The sequence below is a fragment of the Bradyrhizobium sp. CSA112 genome (assembly GCF_029051645.1).
GTDB lineage: Bacteria > Pseudomonadota > Alphaproteobacteria > Rhizobiales > Xanthobacteraceae > Bradyrhizobium.
On the sequence record NZ_JAACFS010000009.1, the window covers coordinates 77,382 to 96,471 of the forward strand.

General features: G+C 63.1%; 16 protein-coding genes and 1 pseudogene. 8 read left to right on the forward strand and 9 right to left on the reverse strand.

Annotated features, from left to right (window positions below; genetic code table 11):
* Window positions 1-157 precede the first annotated feature (157 nt).
* The gene (locus tag GWE18_RS18160; protein ID WP_275187072.1) at window positions 158-1,738 is read left to right on the forward strand and encodes a fatty acid--CoA ligase; all 1,581 of its coding nucleotides are present in this window, start codon (window positions 158-160) and stop codon (window positions 1,736-1,738) included.
* Between the two features lie 164 nt (window positions 1,739-1,902).
* Here the strand turns inward: GWE18_RS18160 and GWE18_RS18165 are convergent, their stop codons facing one another.
* Both GWE18_RS18165 and GWE18_RS18170 read right to left on the reverse strand, forming a co-directional pair.
* Window positions 1,903-2,373: a GFA family protein gene (locus GWE18_RS18165; protein ID WP_275187073.1), complete on the reverse strand. Its 471-nt coding sequence runs from the start codon at window positions 2,371-2,373 to the stop codon at window positions 1,903-1,905.
* Between the two features lie 87 nt (window positions 2,374-2,460).
* Window positions 2,461-3,735 carry an acyl-CoA dehydrogenase family protein gene (locus GWE18_RS18170; RefSeq protein ID WP_275187074.1) on the reverse strand — a complete coding sequence of 425 codons (1,275 nt, stop codon included), beginning with the start codon at window positions 3,733-3,735 and terminating at the stop codon, window positions 2,461-2,463.
* A gap of 224 nt (window positions 3,736-3,959) precedes the next feature.
* Here GWE18_RS18170 and GWE18_RS18175 point away from each other — a divergent pair, with 224 nt between their 5' ends.
* Complete coding sequence (locus tag GWE18_RS18175) at window positions 3,960-4,739, forward strand: enoyl-CoA hydratase-related protein (protein WP_275187075.1); 780 nt, start codon at window positions 3,960-3,962, stop codon at window positions 4,737-4,739.
* A gap of 133 nt (window positions 4,740-4,872) precedes the next feature.
* Here the strand turns inward: GWE18_RS18175 and GWE18_RS18180 are convergent, their stop codons facing one another.
* The 3 genes from GWE18_RS18180 to GWE18_RS18190 are packed head-to-tail and all read right to left on the reverse strand — an operon-like array spanning window position 4,873 to window position 7,023.
* Window positions 4,873-5,247 (reverse strand): DUF6285 domain-containing protein, encoded by a 375-nt coding sequence (locus GWE18_RS18180; RefSeq protein WP_275187076.1) that lies wholly within the window; start codon window positions 5,245-5,247, stop codon window positions 4,873-4,875.
* 1 nt (window position 5,248) lies between these two features.
* Complete coding sequence (locus GWE18_RS18185; protein WP_275187077.1) at window positions 5,249-6,235, reverse strand: phosphotransferase family protein; 987 nt, start codon at window positions 6,233-6,235, stop codon at window positions 5,249-5,251.
* Window positions 6,232-7,023: an enoyl-CoA hydratase/isomerase gene (locus tag GWE18_RS18190; RefSeq protein ID WP_275187078.1), complete on the reverse strand. Its 792-nt coding sequence runs from the start codon at window positions 7,021-7,023 to the stop codon at window positions 6,232-6,234. The genes GWE18_RS18185 and GWE18_RS18190 overlap by 4 nt, the downstream gene beginning before the upstream one ends.
* Window positions 7,024-7,190: 167 nt before the next feature.
* Between GWE18_RS18190 and GWE18_RS18195 the strand changes: the two genes are divergently transcribed.
* Window positions 7,191-7,970, forward strand: a complete 780-nt coding sequence (locus tag GWE18_RS18195; RefSeq protein WP_275187079.1) for an SDR family oxidoreductase — start codon at window positions 7,191-7,193, stop codon at window positions 7,968-7,970.
* Between the two features lie 308 nt (window positions 7,971-8,278).
* Here GWE18_RS18195 and htpX read toward each other — a convergent pair whose 3' ends face one another.
* Entirely contained in the window at window positions 8,279-9,214 is a 936-nt protein-coding gene (htpX, locus tag GWE18_RS18200) for a zinc metalloprotease HtpX (protein WP_275187080.1), read from the reverse strand.
* A 294-nt stretch (window positions 9,215-9,508) separates the two neighbouring features.
* On the opposite strand from htpX, the gene GWE18_RS18205 reads away from it, so the two are divergent.
* The 3 genes from GWE18_RS18205 to GWE18_RS18215 all read left to right on the forward strand — a co-directional run bounded on the left by GWE18_RS18205 (window position 9,509) and on the right by GWE18_RS18215 (window position 12,349).
* Window positions 9,509-9,889 carry a VOC family protein gene (locus GWE18_RS18205; protein WP_275187082.1) on the forward strand — a complete coding sequence of 127 codons (381 nt, stop codon included), beginning with the start codon at window positions 9,509-9,511 and terminating at the stop codon, window positions 9,887-9,889.
* A gap of 247 nt (window positions 9,890-10,136) precedes the next feature.
* Window positions 10,137-11,411 (forward strand): acyl-CoA dehydrogenase family protein, encoded by a 1,275-nt coding sequence (locus tag GWE18_RS18210; RefSeq protein ID WP_275187083.1) that lies wholly within the window; start codon window positions 10,137-10,139, stop codon window positions 11,409-11,411.
* Window positions 11,412-11,728: 317 nt separating this feature from the next.
* Window positions 11,729-12,349: a flavin reductase family protein gene (locus tag GWE18_RS18215; protein WP_275187084.1), complete on the forward strand. Its 621-nt coding sequence runs from the start codon at window positions 11,729-11,731 to the stop codon at window positions 12,347-12,349.
* A 120-nt stretch (window positions 12,350-12,469) separates the two neighbouring features.
* Here GWE18_RS18215 and GWE18_RS18220 read toward each other — a convergent pair whose 3' ends face one another.
* Together GWE18_RS18220 and yghU are read right to left on the reverse strand one after the other, a co-directional pair.
* On the reverse strand, window positions 12,470-13,234 hold the full coding sequence (locus GWE18_RS18220) for an alpha/beta hydrolase (protein ID WP_275187085.1): 765 nt from the start codon (window positions 13,232-13,234) through the stop codon (window positions 12,470-12,472).
* 295 nt (window positions 13,235-13,529) lie between these two features.
* Window positions 13,530-14,423, reverse strand: coding sequence for a glutathione-dependent disulfide-bond oxidoreductase (gene yghU / locus GWE18_RS18225; RefSeq protein ID WP_275187086.1), 894 nt, complete (start codon window positions 14,421-14,423; stop codon window positions 13,530-13,532).
* A 252-nt stretch (window positions 14,424-14,675) separates the two neighbouring features.
* Between yghU and GWE18_RS18230 the strand changes: the two are divergent.
* A pseudogene (locus GWE18_RS18230) lies at window positions 14,676-15,734 on the forward strand (aminotransferase class V-fold PLP-dependent enzyme); the annotation flags it as partial.
* On the opposite strand, the gene GWE18_RS18235 reads toward GWE18_RS18230, so the two are convergent.
* The gene (locus GWE18_RS18235; protein WP_275187087.1) at window positions 15,706-17,589 is read right to left on the reverse strand and encodes an NAD(P)/FAD-dependent oxidoreductase; all 1,884 of its coding nucleotides are present in this window, start codon (window positions 17,587-17,589) and stop codon (window positions 15,706-15,708) included. The pseudogene GWE18_RS18230 and the gene GWE18_RS18235 sit on opposite strands and share 29 nt — an antisense overlap.
* Before the next feature lie 311 nt (window positions 17,590-17,900).
* Between GWE18_RS18235 and GWE18_RS18240 the strand changes: the two genes are divergently transcribed.
* Complete coding sequence (locus GWE18_RS18240; protein ID WP_275187088.1) at window positions 17,901-19,034, forward strand: nitronate monooxygenase; 1,134 nt, start codon at window positions 17,901-17,903, stop codon at window positions 19,032-19,034.
* The last annotated feature ends 56 nt before the right edge of the window (window positions 19,035-19,090 follow it).

Below are 19,090 nucleotides of genomic sequence, written 5' to 3' on the forward strand. Positions count from 1 at the left end.
CGGCATTCGTTTTGCGAAGGAAAACTGACCGTATCGTCTTTGCCGATAAGCCGCGGCGCATGGGTCCCTGCGTTCGCAGGGACGACGTACCGTATTGTCTTTGTCGCGCGATATCGCCAAACTCCGCGCAACGATAACAAGACGCTACGGGAGAGACATGTCCGCGCCAGAGCAGCTGACGAACCTCGCCGACATGGTGCGCGAACGCGCCAGAACGCGCGGCGAGGCGATCGCCTATGAGTTCGAGGGACGCCAGACCAGTTTTTCCGAGTTCGACATCAAGACCAACCGCGTCGCGAACGCGCTGATGGCGCTCGGCGTCAAGCCGAGCGAGCGGATCGCCTACCTCGGCAAGAACAGCGACATCTATTTCGAGCTCTTGATGGGCGCGATGAAGGCCAAGGCGGTGATGGCGCCGGTCAACTGGCGCCTGGCCGGCCCCGAGATCGCGTTTATCGTCGACGATTGCAAGGCCCCGGTGCTGTTCGTAGGCCCCGAGTTCATCACACAGGTCCGCAACATCAAGCCGCAACTGCCTGATGTCCGGACGGTCATCACGACCGAAGGCGGCGCGCCGGAATGGCAGGATTTTATGGCTTGGCGCGATGCCGCCAACGCGAGCGATCCGAAGGTCCCAATCAGCCCCAAGGACATCGCGATCCAGCTTTATACGTCGGGCACGACAGGCAAGCCCAAGGGCGCGATGCTGTCGCATGCCAACTTCCTCAATCTGGTGAACGCCGGCAGCGAGGCCGAGAAACCCGAATGGAACAAATGGTCGAGCGATGACGTCTCCCTGGTGGCGATGCCGATCTTTCACATCGGCGGCTCCGGCTGGGGTGTGATGGGCCTCTATCACGGCGCCAGGGGCGTGATCGCGCGCGAGTTCGATCCGACCAAGGTGCTGGATTTCTTCGAGCAGTCCGGCATCACCAAACTGTTCATGGTGCCGGCCGCGATGCAATTCGTGGTGCGCCAGCCGCGGGCGCGGCAGGTCGATTTCTCCCGCCTGAAATACATGCTCTACGGCGCCTCGCCGATTCCGGCTGCCCTGCTCAAGGAGTGTATCGAGGTGTTCAAATGCGGCTTCGTGCAATTGTACGGCATGACCGAGACGACAGGCACCATCGCAGCCCTTCCGCCTGAAGACCATGTCGAGGGGCTGGAGCGCATGCGCTCCGCCGGCAAGGCGCTGCCCGGTATCGAGCTTGCGATCGTCGACCCCGACGGCAAGCGGCTGCCGCCGCGCCAGGTCGGCGAGATCGCCACCCGTTCCGGCTCCAACATGGCCGGCTACTGGAACCTGCCGGAGGCGACCGCCAGGACGCTCGGCAGCGACGGCTGGCTGCGCACCGGTGACGCCGGCTACATGGACGAGGACGGCTATCTCTACATCCACGACCGCATCAAGGACATGATCATCTCCGGCGGCGAGAACATCTATCCCGCCGAGGTCGAAAGCGCGATCTGCGACCATCCCGATGTCGCCGAGGCCGCCGTGATCGGTGTTCCCGACGACAAATGGGGCGAAGCGGTGAAGGCGATCGTGGTGATGAAGCCGGGCAAGCAGGCGACCGCCAGCGACATCATCAATTTCACCCGCGAACGCATCGCGGGATTCAAGACGCCGAAGTCGGTCGACTTCATGGCAGCGCTGCCGCGCAATCCGTCGGGGAAGATTTTGCGGCGGAATTTGCGCGAGCCGTACTGGGCGGGGAAGGATCGGCAGGTGAATTGATCTGTGATCTATCAACGATGTCGTCCCTGCGAACGCAGGGACCCATAACCACTGATGCCAGTGCTTATGCTTGGCTGGAGCTCCAGCGTTTTTCAACAATCGAGATTTGTGGTTATGGGTCCCCGCATTCGCGGGGACGACAGCACGTCAAGGCGTAGCACCCGTCACTTCTTCATCCGTTCACGCACCGCGCGGTGGCGCGCCTTCGCCTCATCCGACCAGACCTCCGCGGGATTGTAGAATTCGGCGAACGCTTTTGCGCCCGGCGGCAGCGTCACCCAAGGCTGCTTGGTCGACGTGAAGATGTGGACGTCAGGCGGGCACTGGGTCGGATCGTCCATGGTGCCGACACGAACGAAGCGCACGGCGGGCCCGGAGCCCGGATAGTTGCTCCAGACGGCGACCTTGCAGACCGGGCAGCGTGCGATGCGCTGGCCCTTGCCGCTGGCCGACGGCGTATCAATGATCTCGGGCTCGGCGGCGATATGCTCGACCAGTTCCGCCTCATAGAGCGCGTTGAGGGCATGCACGGTGCCGGTCTCGCGCTGGCACCAGGTGCAGTGGCAGGCGTGCACGATCATCGGCCTGCCGTTGAGGCGATAGCGGATATTTTTGCACGTGCATCCACCTTCCATCTCTCGCTCTCCTCTTTCTGTTTGAGTATGATCCTTGGCCGAAAACCCACTTTGCGCTGACGCGGCCCTTCGGGTCGGGGATCATGCTCAGTGCTTGCCGGGCCCCATGTAACCGAACAAGAATCCCGCCACCTTCCGCATCTGGATTTCCTCGCTGCCTTCGGTGATACGGTAGCGACGGTGATGACGGTAGATGTGCTCGAACGGCTTGTGCCGCGAATAGCCCATGCCGCCATGCACCTGCATGGCGCGGTCGGCGGCCTCGCAACACAGCCGGTTTGCCCAATAGTTACACATCGAGACCCGGTCGGACAGCGTGTGCTCAACCTGGGCCTGGGTGAGCTGGTCCATCTCCCACGCGGTCTTGCGGATCAATAGCCGCAACATCTCCGCCTGCGTCGCCAGTTCCACCAAGGGCCATTGGATCGCCTGGTTCTCCGCCAGCGCCTTGCCGAACGGCTTTCGCTCGCGGGCGTATTTCACGCTTTCGTTAATGCAGTAGACGGCCGCCCCCAGCGAGCTTGCGGCCTGCCGGATCCGGTTCTCATGCACAAAACACTGCGCCAGCGACAGGCCACGGCCGATCTCGCCGAACAGGGCATCCTCGGGCACGAACACATCGGTAAAGCTGACGCGCGGATGGTCGGTCGGCATGTTGAAGGTCCACATGTACTCCTCGACCTTCACGCCTTCGCTCCTGGCCGGCACCAGGAAGCACGTGATGCCGCGCGCATCGCCGTCATTGCCGGACGTGCGCGCAAACAGCGCGCAGTGAGTCGCGACATGCATGCCGGTCGTCCACATCTTCTGGCCGTTGATGATCCAGCCCTTGACGTTGTCGCGGGTCACCTGGATGGCTTTGGTTTCCATATGCGTCGCATCGGAACCATGGTCCGGCTCGGTGAGGCCGAAGGTGATGCGAAACTTGCCGGTGATCGAGCCGTCAATCATCGCCTTCTGATCGTCAGTGCCGTAGCGGTCGAGCATGGTGACGATGGGCAGATTGCCGACGATCGAGTGCTCGTTCTGCAGGTCGTTATGCAGGCCAAGCCCCTTCGAGGCAAAATGCTCGCGGATCACGGCCATCCAGAGGTTTGAACCGTCCTTGCCGCCATAGCGCTTCGGAATCGCAAAGCGCAGATGGCCGGCGGCGTCGGCGAGGTTCTTCGCCTTGCGCAGCAGCGCTTCCCATTCATGCCGAGGCAGGCCGCCGTTTTCGAAATCGGTGCGCGCCCATTCGCGGCGATGATCGAAGAAGCGGATGTTATCGTCGGCCTCCTCCAGCGGCTTGATCTCGCGCGCGATGAAGCGGTCGAGCTCGTCGAGATAGGCTGTGAGGTCGGCAGGCAGGTTGAAATCCAAGGTGGTCGCTCCCGGAATTATCGTTTGTTTTGATTTGCGTTTAGGCGCTGCGCGAGCGCTCCTGCTCGGATGGATTTAGCTGAGAAGACCACGCCCAAGTCAAGCAACGGAATGGACCTTGGCACGCGCGGGGGCGTTGCGTAATTGGATGGTATCGGACGCCGCGCTGGCGCTATGATCGCGGCCAATATTCTTCGCCGCAGAAAATCCAAACGGGAGCAAACATGGACCTGAAATTCTCCAAGGTAACGCGCAAGGGACCGATCACGATCATCACGCTGTCGCGGCCCGAAGTGTACAATGCGTTGCATATCGACGCGCATTTCGAGCTCAACAAGGTGTTCGACGATTTCTCGGCCGATCCCGAGCAATGGGTCGCAATCGTCACCGGCGCCGGCGACAAGGCGTTCTGCGCCGGCAATGACCTGAAATGGCAGGCCGCGGGCGGCAAGCGCGGCTGGGACAAGGGCGGCTTCGCCGGCCTCACCTCGCGGTTCGACTGCGACAAGCCGATCATTGCCGCGGTGAATGGCGTCGCGATGGGCGGCGGTTTTGAAATCGCCCTGGCCTGCGACCTCATCATTGCGTCGGAGAACGCGACGTTCGCGCTGCCCGAGCCGCGCGTCGGCCTCGCAGCGCTTGCCGGCGGCGTGCACCGGCTGCCGCGGCAGATCGGGCTGAAGCGCGCCATGGGCATGATCCTCACCGCGCGCCACGTCTCGGCCAAGGAGGGGCTTGAACTGGGCTTCGTCAACGAGGTGGTTCCCGCCGGTGAAGCGCTTGCGGTCGCCGAGCGCTGGGCAGAGACGATCTGCAAGAATTCGCCGATGTCGATCCGTGCTTCCAAGCAGGCGATTCAGCGAGGGCTTGAAGTCTCGCTGGAACAGGCGATCGCCGAGCAGCGGGAATATCCCGCGGTGAAGGCGATGGCGGCCTCGCAGGACTACATCGAGGGGCCGAAGGCGTTTGCCGAGAAGCGGCCGCCGAAGTGGCTGGGGCGGTGAGGCTTCTTTGCGCGTAACGGCCTCTCTCTCCGTCATGGCCGGGCTTGACCCGGCCATCCACGTCTTGCTTCTCGCAGACAAAGACGTGGATGCCCGGGACAAGCCCGGGCATGACGACGGGGTGACATCCGAGCTACTTATTTCCCAACTCCCGCTTGTATGACGCGTAATTCGGTTGATCGACGGCGAGCTTGTCCATCGTGGTTTGCCAGAGATGTTCGGACAGCCCAGGCGTCTGCAGATCGACCTCGCCTTTGGCAATCTTGTCCGACAACGCGCGATTGAGTTCGATCAACGCCCCGTCCATGCCAAGCACCTGCCTCAGCCGCGCGTGCTCTGCGGCATCACCCCCCTGCTCCAACGTCAATTGTCGTGTGACCAGATCCAGCGCGTTGATGCCAACGCGGAGCTTGAAGGCGTTGTGGCCCTTGATCTCCGGCGCGATCTCGTTGCGGAGGAAGTCCGCGACCGCCTTGATCAGTTCGGTGGGTGTCGGTTCGTCCTGCATGTTATTTTCCCCGCGGAACGAGTAGTCTCAGCAAATCGATCTCCGTCTCCGACGAGCGGCGGCCAATCATGGCGCGTTCCATCGAATGATCCGGGCCGGTGCGAAAGCGCTGCATCATGCCGCAGCACATGATGCCCCAGCGCAGCGTGCCCATCACTTCCCAAAACATCACGCGATCAGGATCGACCTTGCGACCCGCTTCCTCGTATCCCGCGAACAACTCTTCGCGCGAACCGAAGCCGCCGACCGGCTTGTCGATCTCGCCAAAGCGCCAGGAGTTGACGCAGATCCAGCCGAGATCCTCCATGGGATCACCGAAATGCGCGAGCTCCCAGTCCAGCACCGCGCGCACGCCATCGGGGCCGATGATGAGGTTGCCGTGGCGGAAATCGCCATGCACCAGCGTCACCTCCTTCGACGGTCCGGGATCGCGCTCGCGCAGCCAGCGCAGCGCCAGCTCGAACACCGGACGCGGCCAATTGAAACTGCGGTATTCCCGCTCTAGGTCGGCGATTTCCTTCGTCGCGGTCATCTCGCGCAGCCTTAGTGACCTTCCAGCCGGCAGACCGTGAATGCCGGCGATCACGCGGCCAAGCTGCCGCGCCAGGATCGGCCGTGCCTTGGCAAACTGCTCGTCGCGCAAAATTTTGCGCGCAATGGTCTCGCCCTCGATCCTCTGCATGATGAAGCCGGTGCCGAGTTCGTCCTCCGGCTTCAGCACATGCATCACCCGCGGCGACGGCAGGCCGGCGTCATGCGCGAGCTGCATCAACGTCGCCTCGGCATCGAGCCCGGCGGCCCGCCCCGGCGACGCGCCATAGCCCGGCGGCGCGCGGCGCAGGATCGCGCCGACATTGCCGCCCGGGTGGATGATGTCGAACGTCCAGGTCTCCTGGCTGGCGCCGCCGGAAAGTTTTGCGGCGCCGGTGACGCCGCTCGCTCCCGGATACCAGGAGGCAATGCAACGTTCGAGTTGGTCCTCGATCATTTGCCTTTGAACTTGGCGGGGCGCTTCTCAAGGAATGCGGTGACGCCTTCCTTGAAGTCTTCGGCCGCGCCCGCGATGCGCTGCGATTCGAATTCGAGGTTGAGCTGTTCCTCAAAGGAATTTTCCGGGCTATCCCAATAGAGCTTTCGGATCAGCGACAGCGCGATCGTCGGCCCGTTGGCGAGGTCATGCGCGAGCTTCATCGCCTCTTCCATCAGCACCGCATCGTCATAGACGCGGTTAACGAGGCCCCACTCCAGCGCCTTCTCCGCCGGCAGCCGCTCGCCCATCAAGGACAGTTCGACCGAGCGTGCCTTGCCGATCATCCGCGGCAGCAGCCAGGTCGAGCCGCAATCCGGCACCAGGCCGATGCGGCGGAACGCCTGCAGGAAATAGGACGAGCGCGCGCACAGGATCATGTCACCCATCAATGCAAAGCTCATCCCCGCGCCGGCGGCCGGACCGTTGACCGCTGTCACGATCGGGCAATGCAGCCTGCGCAGCCGCCGCAGGAACGGATGAAAGCCGATCTCCAGCGATTGCCCGGCATTGCTCTTGCCGGGCTTCTGGTTGTTGCGCCCCTGCAGATTGGCGCCGGTGCAGAAGGCGCGCCCGGCGCCGGTGAGCACGAGGCAGCGCACCTCATCCCGCTTGTCGTCGACCGCGTCGAGCGCCTCGCCGAGACCGCCCAGCATGTCCATCGAGACCGCGTTCATGACCTCCTGGTGGTCGAGCCGGAGAATGGCGACTGCGCCGTCGAAATCGAGCGTGACGTGCTTGAATTGCATTGTTTCCTCATGACTTGCGTTTACGCGCTATTTCGCTGCGCGGAAGATCGGACGATGTCTCAACCCATATTTGATTTTCCGGGCGCGGTTGTCCATGCTTGCGCGAGAACATCTGCCCGCCACCGGGCGCACGGCTTAGCGCGCACGACATCAAATGGAAACATCCAATGAGCATCTTTGACCTGACGGGCCGCACGGCGGTCATCACCGGCGGCAATGGCGGCATCGGCCTTGGCATCGCGCAGGCGCTGAACGCGCAAGGCTGCAACGTCTCGATCTGGGGCCGCAATGGCGAGAAGAACAAAAGCGCAGCGGCAACGATGTCGGCGGGCCCGGGCAAGGTCGACACCCAAATCTGCGACGTCTCCGATCCTGCTTCGGTGAAGGCCGCAATGCAGGCGACCCTCGACACGTTCGGCCGCGTCGACGGCTGCTTTGCCAATGCCGGCATCGGCGGCGGCGGACGGCGGGCCTTCATCGACCGCACCGAGGAGGAATGGCGACGGATGTTCGCGACCAATCTCGACGGCGTCTTCCACGTGTTTCAGGTCGCCGCCCGCCACATGACCGAGCGCGCCGAGGTCGGCGACAAGTTCGGCCGTCTGGTCGCAACCTCCAGCCTGGCATCGCTGTTCGGCACCGCCCGCAACGAGCACTACGCCGGCACCAAAGCAGCGCTGAACGCGCTATGCCGCGCGCTTGCGGTCGAACTCGCGCGCCACGGTGTCACCGCGAACGCGATCCTGCCCGGCTGGATCAAGAGCGACATGACCGCCGGCATCATGGCGAACGACAAGTTCGTCGCCAACGTGATGCCACGCATCCCGGCGCGCCGCTTCGGCGAGCCGAGCGATTTCGGCGGCATCGCGGTGTACATCATGAGCCAGGCGTCGTCGTATCATACGGCGGATTGTTTCGTGATCGATGGCGGGTATACGGCGTTTTGATGTCGTTTGACGTAGGCGATCTCCATCGTCGTCCCTGCGAACGCAGGGACCCATACGCCGCGGCAGCTCTTGTTGGAAAAGACAAGATAACGACGACCTCACAAAACAACTTGGGCCGGTGGCTATGGGTCCCTGCGTTCGCAGGGACGACGGAAGAGCTGTAGGGTGGGCAAAGCCACCGGGTCGTGCGAATGCGTGCCCGATGACAGGCTCCGCGTGCCCACCATTTTGCAAGTACGATCGGTGAGAGAAGATGGTGGGCACGGCGCGAATGCGCCTTTGCCCACCCTACGCGACTTTCCGATAGTCTATCCCCACGGTCCGCGCGAGGCCGAGGGGCGGCCCCACGGGCTGCGGCGGGGATAGTTGCCGCGGGTGCTCGCGGAAAGCGTTCCGCCATGCGCGCCCATCTCCGCCGCAAGCTGCTGCAACGCGGCGATGCGGTTCTCCGTGGACGGGTGCGTCGTGAACAAATTGTCCATGCCCTGGCCCGACAGCGGGTTGATGATGAACATGTGCGCCGTCGCCGGATTGCGCTCGGCTTCCGGATTCGGGACCACATGTGCGGCGTTGGCGATTTTGGCGAGCGCCGACGCCAGCCATGTCGGCTGACCGCAGATGCGCGCGCCGAGATCGTCGGCGGCGTATTCGCGGGTGCGGCTGATCGCCATCTGCACCAGCATGGCGCCGAGCGGCGCCAGGATCATCATGGCGATCGAGCCGATGATACCCGGGCCTTGGTCGCGGTTGCCGCCAAAGAACATGCCGAACTGCGCCAGCATCGAGATCGCGCCGGCGATCGTCGCGGTGATGGTCATCAGCAGCGTGTCGTGGTTCCTGATGTGCGCGAGCTCATGCGCGATCACGCCGGCGAGCTCCTCGCGGCTGAGCGACTGCATGAGGCCCGTCGTCACGGCGACCGCCGCGTTCTGCGGATTGCGGCCGGTGGCGAACGCGTTGGGCTGCGCTTCGTCCATCACGAACACGCGCGGCATCGGCAGACCGGCGCGGCCGGCCAGCTCGGCGACCAGATTGAAGAGATCGGGCGCGGTGCTCTGGTCGACCTCATGGGCGCCGTACATCGACAGCACCATGCGATCCGAATTCCAGTAGGCAAACAGGTTGGTCGCGGCGGCGATCACGAGCGCGATCACGGCACCGGTGGCACCGCCGATCAGATAGCCGACGCCCATGAAGAGGCCGGTGAGACCGGCCAACAGAATGGCAGTCTTCAGATAGCTCATTGTCGTCTCCTTGCCGCCTGCGGCGGATGCGCCCTGGCTGGCATTCCAAAGGTAGGAACTCCTCCGGCGGCGCTGCAAGATGCCCGCGGTGCGTCGAGGCGCCGCGCTCGGGCGTGGAAACCAGTCTTCCGGGCGGGATTACCGAAACGTAATCTGGCGGCCCCGGGGTGCTTCCCGGAGCTCCCGCCAGCCCGCTCGCCAGCTTGTGCAACGCCAATGGCGGAGTCTACATTGCACGGTAACGAGCACCGCGCGGGGTTGTTCCGCCACGCGAAACTGGGAGGAATTGAGGAAATGTTTTCGCACGTGATGATCGGCACCAACGACCTCGAAAAGGCCAAGGCGTTCTACGACGCGCTGCTCGGCACGCTCGGCGTCCGGCCGGCCAAGGTCGACGGTCACCGCATTTTCTACTTCACCAAGACCGGCGTGTTCGGGGTGACGAAGCCGATCAACGGCCAGCCCGCGACGCCCGCGAACGGCGGCACCATCGGTTTTGCGGCAGACTCGCCCGAGCAGGCCGACGCGTGGCACGCCGCCGGCATCGCCAACGGCGGCACCACGTGCGAAAATCCGCCGGGCATTCGCGAAGGCAGCGCGGGCAAACTCTATCTCGCTTACTTGCGCGATCTCGACGGCAACAAGATCTGCGCGATGCACAGGATGCCAGCGTAGTTTTGGTTCTTTCGTCATGGCCGGGCTTGTCCCGGCCATCCACGTCTTCGTTGCAAGAGGAAGAAAGACGTGGATGCCCGGGACAAGCCCGGGCATGACGAACCATGCTGCACACTTGCCATAAGGCGGAAAATCGCGGCGCCTCGCCCGCGCTTGTACAAGCCCCTTCCCCACGTCTACATTGCCGGCCAACGAGCCGAGTGCGCGCCCCGCAGCGACAATCTGCGCAAATGGGAGGAAATAATCCATGAAACACGCCTACATCCCGCGAACGACGACCTACAACCTCAATCCGGGCGAAGAACTCAACGATTTGCGCATGTCGGACGAGGTCCGTCCGCTCTACGAGCACGTCAAGAAATTCATTCGCGAGACGGTCGACCCGATGTCGGTCGAGTTCATGCGGCTTGGCGAAGGCAAGAAGGACCGCTGGAGTTTTACGCCGGAACAGCTCGCGGTGCTGCAGAAGGCCAAGGACAAGGCAAAAGAAGAAGGCCTGTGGAATTTCTTCCTGCCTGACGACGAGACCGGCCAGGGCCTGAAGAATTTGGACTACGCCTATATCGCGGTCGAGCTTGCGAAGAATCCGCTGGCATCCGAGACCATGAACTGCTCGGCGCCGGATACCGGCAACATGGAAGTGCTGGAGCGTGTCGGCACCAAGGAGCAGAAGGAGAAGTGGCTGAAGCCGCTGCTGGCAGGCGAAATCCGCTCGGCCTATGCGATGACCGAGCCGAATGTCGCCTCATCCGACGCCAAGAACATTTCCACCACGGCAAAACTCGTCGGCGACGAATGGGTAATCAACGGCGAAAAATATTACATCTCCGGCGCCGGCGATCCGCGCTGCAAGATCATGATCGTGATGGTGAAGACCAATCCCGACGCGCCGCCGAGCAAGCAGCAGTCGCAGATCCTGGTGCCAACAGACACGCCCGGCGTGGAGATTCTGGGCCCGATGCATGTGTTCGGCCACGACCACGCGCCGCGCGGCCACATGCATTTGCGCTTCAACAATTGCCGGGTGCCGAAGGAGAATATCCTGCTCGGCGAAGGCCGCGGCTTCGAAATCTCGCAGGTCCGCCTCGGGCCCGGCCGCATCCATCACTGCATGCGCACCATCGGCAAGGCGGAGAAAGCGCTCGACCTGATGGTGTCGCGCGGGCTCACCCGCGAAGCCTTCGGCAAGAAGATCGCCCATCTCGGCGGCAATCTGCAGATCATCGCGCAGGCGCGCTGCGAAATCGAGGCGATGCGGCTGATGGTGCTCAAGGCCGCAAAGGCAATGGACGTGCTCGGCAACAAGGAAGCGCGGATATGGGTGAGCATGGTGAAGGCCATGGTGCCGGAGCGCACCTGCAGGATCATCGACCAGGCGATCCAGATGCACGGCGCCACCGGCATCTCGCAATGGAGCCCGCTCGGTGAGATGTATCAGGATGTTCGGCACCTGCGCTTCGCCGACGGTCCGGACGAGGTGCACTGGATGGTGGTCGGAAGGCACGAACTGAGCATGCCGTAGCCTATTCCCCCTCTCCCCGTCTTCACGGGGTCGAGACAAGCGAAGCTTGCTCTTAGAGGGTCGGGGTGAGGGGCTGCTTCCGCAAATACAGCAGGCAGCGAGTTCGCGGAGAGTCCCCCTCACCCGCCGCGCTCAGGCGCGCAAGAGCGCTGCCGAGCGCGTCGACCTCTCCCCGCAAGCGGGGCGAGGCAAGAACCTCCGCCGAAGCAGTCGCAGGGTAGGCAAAGGCGCGCAAGCGCCATGCCTCACCACCACTTGTACCCGCGCTGAATGGTGGGCACGCTGTGCTTTGCCCACCCTATGCGGAGCCCCCTTGCATGCAATACGACCCCAGCGACCTCAAACCCCGCGAGCGCTACAAGGTGCTCACATCCTTCGTGCTGCCGCGGCCGATCGCGTGGGTGACGTCGATCGGCCCCAACGGCGTGGTCAACGCCGCGCCGTTCAGTTTCTTCAACGTGTTCTGCGAGGATCCGCCGCTCTGCATGTTCGCTGCGAATCTGCGACCCGACGGCCGGATCAAGGATACCGTGATCAACATCCGCCGTACCGGCGAGTTCGTGGTCAACATGACCGACGAGCCGCTGGCGCGCGCGATGCACGAGAGCAGCGGCGATTTCCCGCCCGATATCGGCGAGCCGGATTACCTCAATCTCAAGTTGGCGCCCTCGACGAAAATCGCCGTGCCGCGGCTGGCGGACGCGGCGTTTTCGATGGAGTGCAAAACCTGGAAGGAGATCGACGTCAACGGCGACCGCCTCCTGGTGATGGGCGAAGGCATCCACTTCCACATCCGCGACGAATTGTGGGACCATGCCGCGATGCGCGTGCACATGGATCACTATCAACCGATCGGCCGCATGTTCGCCGATCGCTATTGCCGGACCGACGACCGCGTGGTGTTTCCGCCGGCCGAGGGGGCGAAGACGGCCGTTTAGACGTAGGATGGGTGGAGCGAAGCGATACCCATCGCATCACGAACGGTATTGATGGGTATCGCGGAGCCTGTCATCGGGCGCGCGTTCGCGCGACCCGTTGGCTCCACCCATCCTACGAAACTACAAATTCGCGGGCGTTGGCCTATGCGCGCGCAAGAAAGACCGGATCTGGCGCACCGCGAACGGCACCCTCTCCTTCGGCTCCTTCCACGGAAACAGGCTGACTTCCGCGTTCGGCGCCAGCATTGCGCTCTCCATCGCGACTGCGTAGGGATGCGCGGGGATATCGTCGGGCAGGATCAAGACCGGCGTCTGGCATTGCCGTACGAAATCGCGCGGTACGGTGAAGACGAAATCCGGATCAGTGCGGTACATCCGCGTCAGGAATTTCTGGGCCTGCTCCATCGTGATGTCGGGCCGGCGTTTCGTCAGTTCCGGCGCCCAACCCTTCATATTGTTGTCGTAGAACAGATCACGCATCTCGGGACGCGAGCCTGACGGCATCGCCAGTACGGCAGCGACAACGCGATCCGGCGCGCGCTTGATCAGATTCCAAATCAGGGGCCCGCCGATGCAGAAGCCCAGCACCATGAATTTTTCGAAGCCGAGGTGGTCCATCAGCGCGAGCTGGTCGTCGGTGTGGGAATCCCAGGGGCGATCGATTTCGAGCGGGCCGGACGACTGGCCGGGCGGGGCGTTGCGCAGGTCGTAGGCGATGCAGCGGTACTCGTTGCCGAACTCCTTGATGGCGTTGAAGGGCGGATAGTCGCCGGTGATCCCCGAGATGTTCGAGTTCAATCCGCCGCCGGCGATCAGAAGCAGCGGGAAGCCGGAGCCGGCTTCTTCATAGTGGATGCGGACGGCGCCCTTTTCGAAAAAGCTCATGGTGTTTTCCCTTTTGCCCGTTCGTTCTACGCGGCGCGGGATTGACGGGCTTATGGTTAGAGTCCCCGTGGGGCGCCCCAACCCAGCCCTCCCCCGCAAGCGGGAGAGGGAGAAGAGCGCGCCGTGTGGTGAATAGCTTAGTCGACAAGACAGATGTGGCCAACAGACGTGGGCGTGATGATCTCCAGTCGCTCGCAACCGCCAGTGCGCCCCCTCTCCCGCTTGCGGGGGAGGGTTGGGGTGGGGGTGTCTCCGCGAATTCGACTTGCAGTGAGTCCCGTCACCCACTCCGCCATCACCCCTTCGCGGGCTCGCCGATCTTGTCCTGCGTCTTCGTGTCAAAATCAGAGGCGTCGTGCCGCTCATGCAACTGGCTCGCCGGATCGCCCGAGATCCGGTTGACCATGCGGCCGCGTTTCACCGCCGGGCGTTTGGCGATCGCATCGGTCCAGCGCTGCACGTTCTTGTATTCGTGCACCGACAGGAATTCGCCGGCGCCGTAGACCAGGCCCTTTGCCAGCGCGCCGTACCACGGCCAGGTGGCCATGTCGGCGATCGTGTACTCGCTGCCTGCAAGATATTCGTTGTCGGCAAGACGCCGGTCGAGCACGTCGAGCTGACGCTTCACCTCCATGGCGTAGCGGTCGATGGCGTATTCGATCTTGGTCGGCGCATAGGCGTAGAAATGGCCGAAGCCGCCGCCGAGAAACGGCGCACTGCCCATCTGCCAGAACAGCCATGACAGGCATTCGGCCCGCGCCGCACCACCGGCCGGCAGGAACGCCCCGAACTTTTCCGCGAGATGCATCAGGATCGCGCCGGACTCGAACACCCGGATCGGCTCAGTCCCGCTGCGGTCCATCAGCGCGGGAATTTTCGAGTTCGGATTGACAGAGACAAAGCCGCTGCCGAACTGGTTGCCGTCGATCTTGATCAGCCAGGCGTCGTATTCCGCGCCGCTGTGGCCGGCGGCCAGCAGCTCCTCGAACATCACGGTGACCTTGACGCCGTTCGGCGTCGCCAGCGAATAGAGCTGAAACGGATGACGGCCGACCGGCAACTCGGCCTCATGCGTGGGGCCTGCAATCGGGCGGTTGATGGCGGCGAACTGGCCGCCGCTCGCCTTGTTCCAAGTCCAGACTTTTGGCGGAGTGTATCCCGCGGGTTCGTTGAGGGGGGCGTCAGTCATTCGGGTTGGCTCCAGGCTCCTTCGAGCCGTCTCGCGATTGCGTGATCTGTCGCGCGGCGGCCGGCGCAATCCATGTAAGGTTTCGTATCAGCACTGCAACTAAACAAAAAGCGCACAAAAGTCAGAGGAGGAATGCGTCATGCCACGCCTGCCCTGATTGCACGAGGCGGGCGTACTCGGAGCAATGCTGCTGTGGCTGACGTAGTCGAGATCAGCCATAATGGATGTGCCGTCACCAAAGAGACCATCCAAATGCTCCCATCACAGCGCGCCTTGTTCGAGATACCGCGCCAGATTTGCTACCTGAATGCCGCCTCCTACAGCCCGCTGCCGCTTCGAACGCTGGAGGCCGGCCGTGCCGCGGTTCTCCGTAAGGGCACGCCGTGGACGCTCAAAGCCTCCTTCGCCAACCAACAGTACGAACGCGCGCGCCTTGCTGCCGCCCGGCTGATCAATGCCGAGGCCTCCGATATCGCGCTGATTCCCTCGATCAGCTACGGCGTTGCGACCGCCGCGAAGATACTGCCGATCGCCCATGGCACGCGCGTGATCGTGCTGGAGGACGATCATTCCTCGCCGGTGCTCGAATGGCACACGCGGGCTGAAACGGAAGGGTTCACCGTCGAGACGGTTCGGCAGCCTGGCGATGGCGACTGGACGTCGGCGGTGCTTGCCGCGATCGAACGATCCGGCGCACCGCCCGTGAGCCTGGCCTCGATCTCATCGGTGCACTGGTCGGACGGCGGGTTGATCGATGTCGACAAGGTCGGCGCGGCACTCCAGCAGCAGGGCGCGGCCTTCCTTGTCGACGCGACGCACAGCACTGGCGTACTATCGACGGACGTGAAGCGTCTCGACCCGGATTTTGTGATCTTCCCGACCTACAAATGGCTGCTCGGCCCTTACGGCCGCGCCTTTCTCTATGTTGCTAAACGCCATCAAGGCGGCATCCCGCTCGAGCAGACCGCGTCCGGCCGCCGCAACGTGCGCGCCGAGAACGCGGTCTATTTCACAGATGTCAGTTACGTTGGCGATGCGCGGCGCTTCGATATGGGCGAGCGCGATCATTTCATCTCGATGGAGATGGCTTCGATCGGCATGGAGATGATGGCTGATTGGGGCGCGCCGGCGATCGTGCAACGTCTCACGATGCTGACGGATCGGATCGCCGAGGGCGTGCACGGCATCGGCGTCCACGTTCCCCAACCTCATCTGCGGGCGCCACATATATTGAGCCTCGCGTTCAAGGGCGGAATGCCGGCCGGCCTCGTCGAAGGATTGGCTAGCGAAGGCGTCTATGTCGCACAGCGCCTCGGGCGCATGCGCATCTCGCCCCACGTCTATAATGACGAGGCCGATGTCGACCGGTTTGTTGAGGTTTTGACGCGGCGGCTGCGGGCAGACATGTAGGGTGGGCAAGCGAAGCGTGCCCACCATCGGTGCTATCGAACCGGAGGGACGGTGGGCACGGCGCTTGCGCGCCTTTGCCCACCCTACGGCAGCCGCTTACGATACCGCCACCTTTTCGCGGCTGCTCTGCGCCGGTCATCACAAACCCCTCGTAGCCCTTGGCCGCAACATCGTTGCAGATCTGCCGGTAGGGGCCGACGCCGCCGATATAGGGCATGAAGATACGCGGCTTGCCGGGGACGTTGGCGCCCATGTACCAGGAATTGGCCTGCGGGTAGAGCGTGGTGTAGGCGACCTCGTTGACATGGGCGACCCATTTGTATTCGGCATGGCTATCCGCTTCCATGGTATCGAGGCCGTGATCGCGCATATAGGCCATGCAGTCGGCGATCCAGTCGACATGCTGTTCGATCGAGACGATCATGTTCGACAGCACTGAGGGACTGCCGGGGCCTGTGATGACGAAGAGATTGGGAAAGCCAGCGCTCATCAGGCCGAGATAGGTGCGCGGACCCGCCGCCCATTTCTGATTCAACGTCTGGCCGTTGCGGCCGTTTATATCGATCTTCGCCACTGATCCTGTCATGGCGTCGAAGCCGGTCGCCAGCACTAGCGCGTCGACCTCGTAGTCCTTTGCACCGACACGCACCGCGTTATCGGTGATCTCCTCGATCGGATTGGACCTGATGTCAACCAGCGTCACGTTCGGACGGTTGAAGGTCGCGAAATAGTCGGTGTCGATGCAGATGCGTTTTGAACCGATCGGATGGTTGTTCGGCTGCAACAGTTTTGCGGTCTCCGGGTCCTTGACGATCTCGGCGATCTTTTCGCGGACGAAATTCGCGGCGGTGTCGTTGGCGGCCTTGTCAAGTGCGAGGTTGTTGTAGACCGACATGAAGGTAAGCCCGCCGCGGCTCCAGCGCGCCTCGTATTTGGCACGACGCTCGTTGTCGCCGTCGTCGAGCGCGCCGCGGTCAGGCATTTCGGTGTAAATACCGTTCTTCGCCACCTCGCGCGCGAAGCGCCTGATCTCGGGATAGTTATCGCGGAATTTCTGCCGCTCCACTTCGCTCAACACGGCGTTGCGCGCAGGGATCGAGAAATTCGCAGTGCGCTGAAACACCGTCAGATGGCTCGCCTGTTCGGCGATCACCGGCACCGACTGGATTGCGGAGGATCCCGTGCCGATCACGCCGACGCGCCGACCGGTGAAGTCGACTTCTTCGTGCGGCCAGTGGCCGGTGTGGTAGACCTTGCCCTTGAACCGATCGAGACCCTTGATGTCGGGCATCCGCGCGTTCGACAGGCAGCCGGTGGCGAGCACGACAAATTTTGCGGTAACCGTCTTGCCGTCTGAGGTCGTGACGGACCACAAGGAGGCGGTCTCGTCGAACACCGCGCTGTTGACGCGGGTGTTGAACTGGATGTCGGGCCGCAGGTTGAAGCGGTCAGCGACGTGATTGGCGTATTTCAAAATCTCCGGCTGCGGCGCGTAGCGCTCGCTCCAGTCCCATTCCTGCTGCAGCTCGTCGGAGAACGAATAGGAGTATTGCATGCTCTCGACGTCGCAGCGCGCACCGGGATAGCGGTTCCAGTACCACGTGCCGCCGACGCCGCTGCCCTGCTCATAGACCCGCACCGTCATCCCCTGCCCCCGCAACCGGTGCAGCATGTACATGCCGGCAAAACCTGCGCCGACCACGACCACGTCGTAGGTCTCGGGCGATTTGGCGGAAACGGAAGACGTGGCGGACATAAAGGCTCCCTGAAAAATTCTTTTGGTTGATTGGCAGCATTCTCTCGATAACGCCAAAGCGCAAGACGCAAATCGGCGGCCGTGCTCTGCATATTTTGCGAGATGGAATTGCAAGCCCCTCGTGGTGAGGAGGCGCGAAGCGCCGTCTCGAACCATGAGGCCCCATCTGTGGCCTTCATCCTTCGAGACGCCTGCTGCGCAGGCTCCTCAGGATGAGGAACTAACACCGCTTGGCATGCAAGCCTCCAATGGGCTAGCGTCTCGCGGAAAGCCAAGCAGCATCCAAGTGCTGCCGCCCGGAGGACAAAGCCATGAAATCGCCGATCTGCGACATGCTGGGCATCGAGTTTCCGCTGCTCGCCTTCAGCCATTGCCGCGACGTCGTTGCCGCGGTCAGCCGCGCCGGCGGATTTGGCGTACTGGGCGCGACCTCGCATTCGCCTGAAACCATCGAGCAGGAATTGAAATGGATCGACGGTCACACCGACGGCAAGCCCTACGGGCTCGACGTGCTGATCCCCGAGAACATTTCGACCGCGGGTGAAAAGGACGTCACCTGGAAGAGCCTGGAGGCGCGGATCTCGCCGCAGCATCGCGACTTCACCCGCAACCTCCTGAAGAAATACGGCGTCGAGCTGACGACGACCAACGTTGCCGACAACCAGCCGCAGCCGTTCGACGCGCAGCGCGCGCTCGAGGTGCTCGAGGTTTCGTTTCGCCATCCGATCAAGCTGATCGCCAATGCGCTTGGCGTGCCGCCGAAGGCGATGATCGACATGGGCAAGAGGCATAATGTCCCGGTCGCGGCGTTGGTCGGCGCCAAGGAACATGCGCTGCGACAGGTCGCGGCCGGCGTCGACATTCTGGTGGTGCAAGGCACCGAGGCCGGCGGCCATTGCGGGGAAGTCTCGACCATGGTGCTGGTGCCCGAGGTGATCAAGGCGATTAAGCCAGTTCGTGACGTGCCGGTGCTGGCCGCCGGCGGCATCATGACCGGGCGGCAGATGGCGGCCTGCATGGCGATGGGAGCCGCCGGCGCTTGGACCGGCTCGGTGTGGCTCGCCACGGTCGAGTCCGAAACCACCGAGATCTTCCGCGAGAAGATGATCGCGGCGTCCTCGCGCGACGCGGTGCGCTCGAAGGGCCGCACCGGCAAGCCCGCGCGGCAACTGCGCTCAGTGTGGACGGATGCGTGGGACCGCGGACCCGACAGTCCCGGTGCGCTGCCGATGCCGCTGCAAAGCATCATCAGCCGCGACGCCTTCAACTCGATCGATCGCGCCGCCGCCGCCGGCAACGTGCAGGCGCGCGACCTCGTGACGTATTTTGTCGGCCAGGGCGTCGGCCTGATCGACAGCGTGAAATCGGCCGGCGCCGTGGTGCAGGAATTCAAGGAGGATTTTGCCGACGCGGTGGAGCATATGAATATGCTGATGGAGGAGTGAGAGCGACCTCCCGTAGGGTGGGCAAAGCGAAGCGTGCCCACCATTTTCGAGCAAGA

What these genes read in the sequence shown, in the direction of transcription:
- GWE18_RS18165 (WP_275187073.1), bottom strand. Translation starts at nt 2,373, where the DNA reads ATGGAAGGTGGATGCACGTGCAAAAATATCCGCTATCGCCTCAACGGC.
- GWE18_RS18240 (WP_275187088.1), top strand. Translation starts at nt 17,901, where the DNA reads ATGAAATCGCCGATCTGCGACATGCTGGGCATCGAGTTTCCGCTGCTC.
- yghU (WP_275187086.1), bottom strand. Translation starts at nt 14,423, where the DNA reads ATGACTGACGCCCCCCTCAACGAACCCGCGGGATACACTCCGCCAAAA.
- GWE18_RS18235 (WP_275187087.1), bottom strand. Translation starts at nt 17,589, where the DNA reads ATGTCCGCCACGTCTTCCGTTTCCGCCAAATCGCCCGAGACCTACGAC.
- GWE18_RS18175 (WP_275187075.1), top strand. Translation starts at nt 3,960, where the DNA reads ATGGACCTGAAATTCTCCAAGGTAACGCGCAAGGGACCGATCACGATC.
- htpX (WP_275187080.1), bottom strand. Translation starts at nt 9,214, where the DNA reads ATGAGCTATCTGAAGACTGCCATTCTGTTGGCCGGTCTCACCGGCCTC.
- GWE18_RS18160 (WP_275187072.1), top strand. Translation starts at nt 158, where the DNA reads ATGTCCGCGCCAGAGCAGCTGACGAACCTCGCCGACATGGTGCGCGAA.
- GWE18_RS18220 (WP_275187085.1), bottom strand. Translation starts at nt 13,234, where the DNA reads ATGAGCTTTTTCGAAAAGGGCGCCGTCCGCATCCACTATGAAGAAGCC.
- GWE18_RS18190 (WP_275187078.1), bottom strand. Translation starts at nt 7,023, where the DNA reads ATGCAATTCAAGCACGTCACGCTCGATTTCGACGGCGCAGTCGCCATT.
- GWE18_RS18185 (WP_275187077.1), bottom strand. Translation starts at nt 6,235, where the DNA reads ATGATCGAGGACCAACTCGAACGTTGCATTGCCTCCTGGTATCCGGGA.
- GWE18_RS18195 (WP_275187079.1), top strand. Translation starts at nt 7,191, where the DNA reads ATGAGCATCTTTGACCTGACGGGCCGCACGGCGGTCATCACCGGCGGC.
- GWE18_RS18205 (WP_275187082.1), top strand. Translation starts at nt 9,509, where the DNA reads ATGTTTTCGCACGTGATGATCGGCACCAACGACCTCGAAAAGGCCAAG.
- GWE18_RS18180 (WP_275187076.1), bottom strand. Translation starts at nt 5,247, where the DNA reads ATGCAGGACGAACCGACACCCACCGAACTGATCAAGGCGGTCGCGGAC.
- GWE18_RS18210 (WP_275187083.1), top strand. Translation starts at nt 10,137, where the DNA reads ATGAAACACGCCTACATCCCGCGAACGACGACCTACAACCTCAATCCG.
- GWE18_RS18215 (WP_275187084.1), top strand. Translation starts at nt 11,729, where the DNA reads ATGCAATACGACCCCAGCGACCTCAAACCCCGCGAGCGCTACAAGGTG.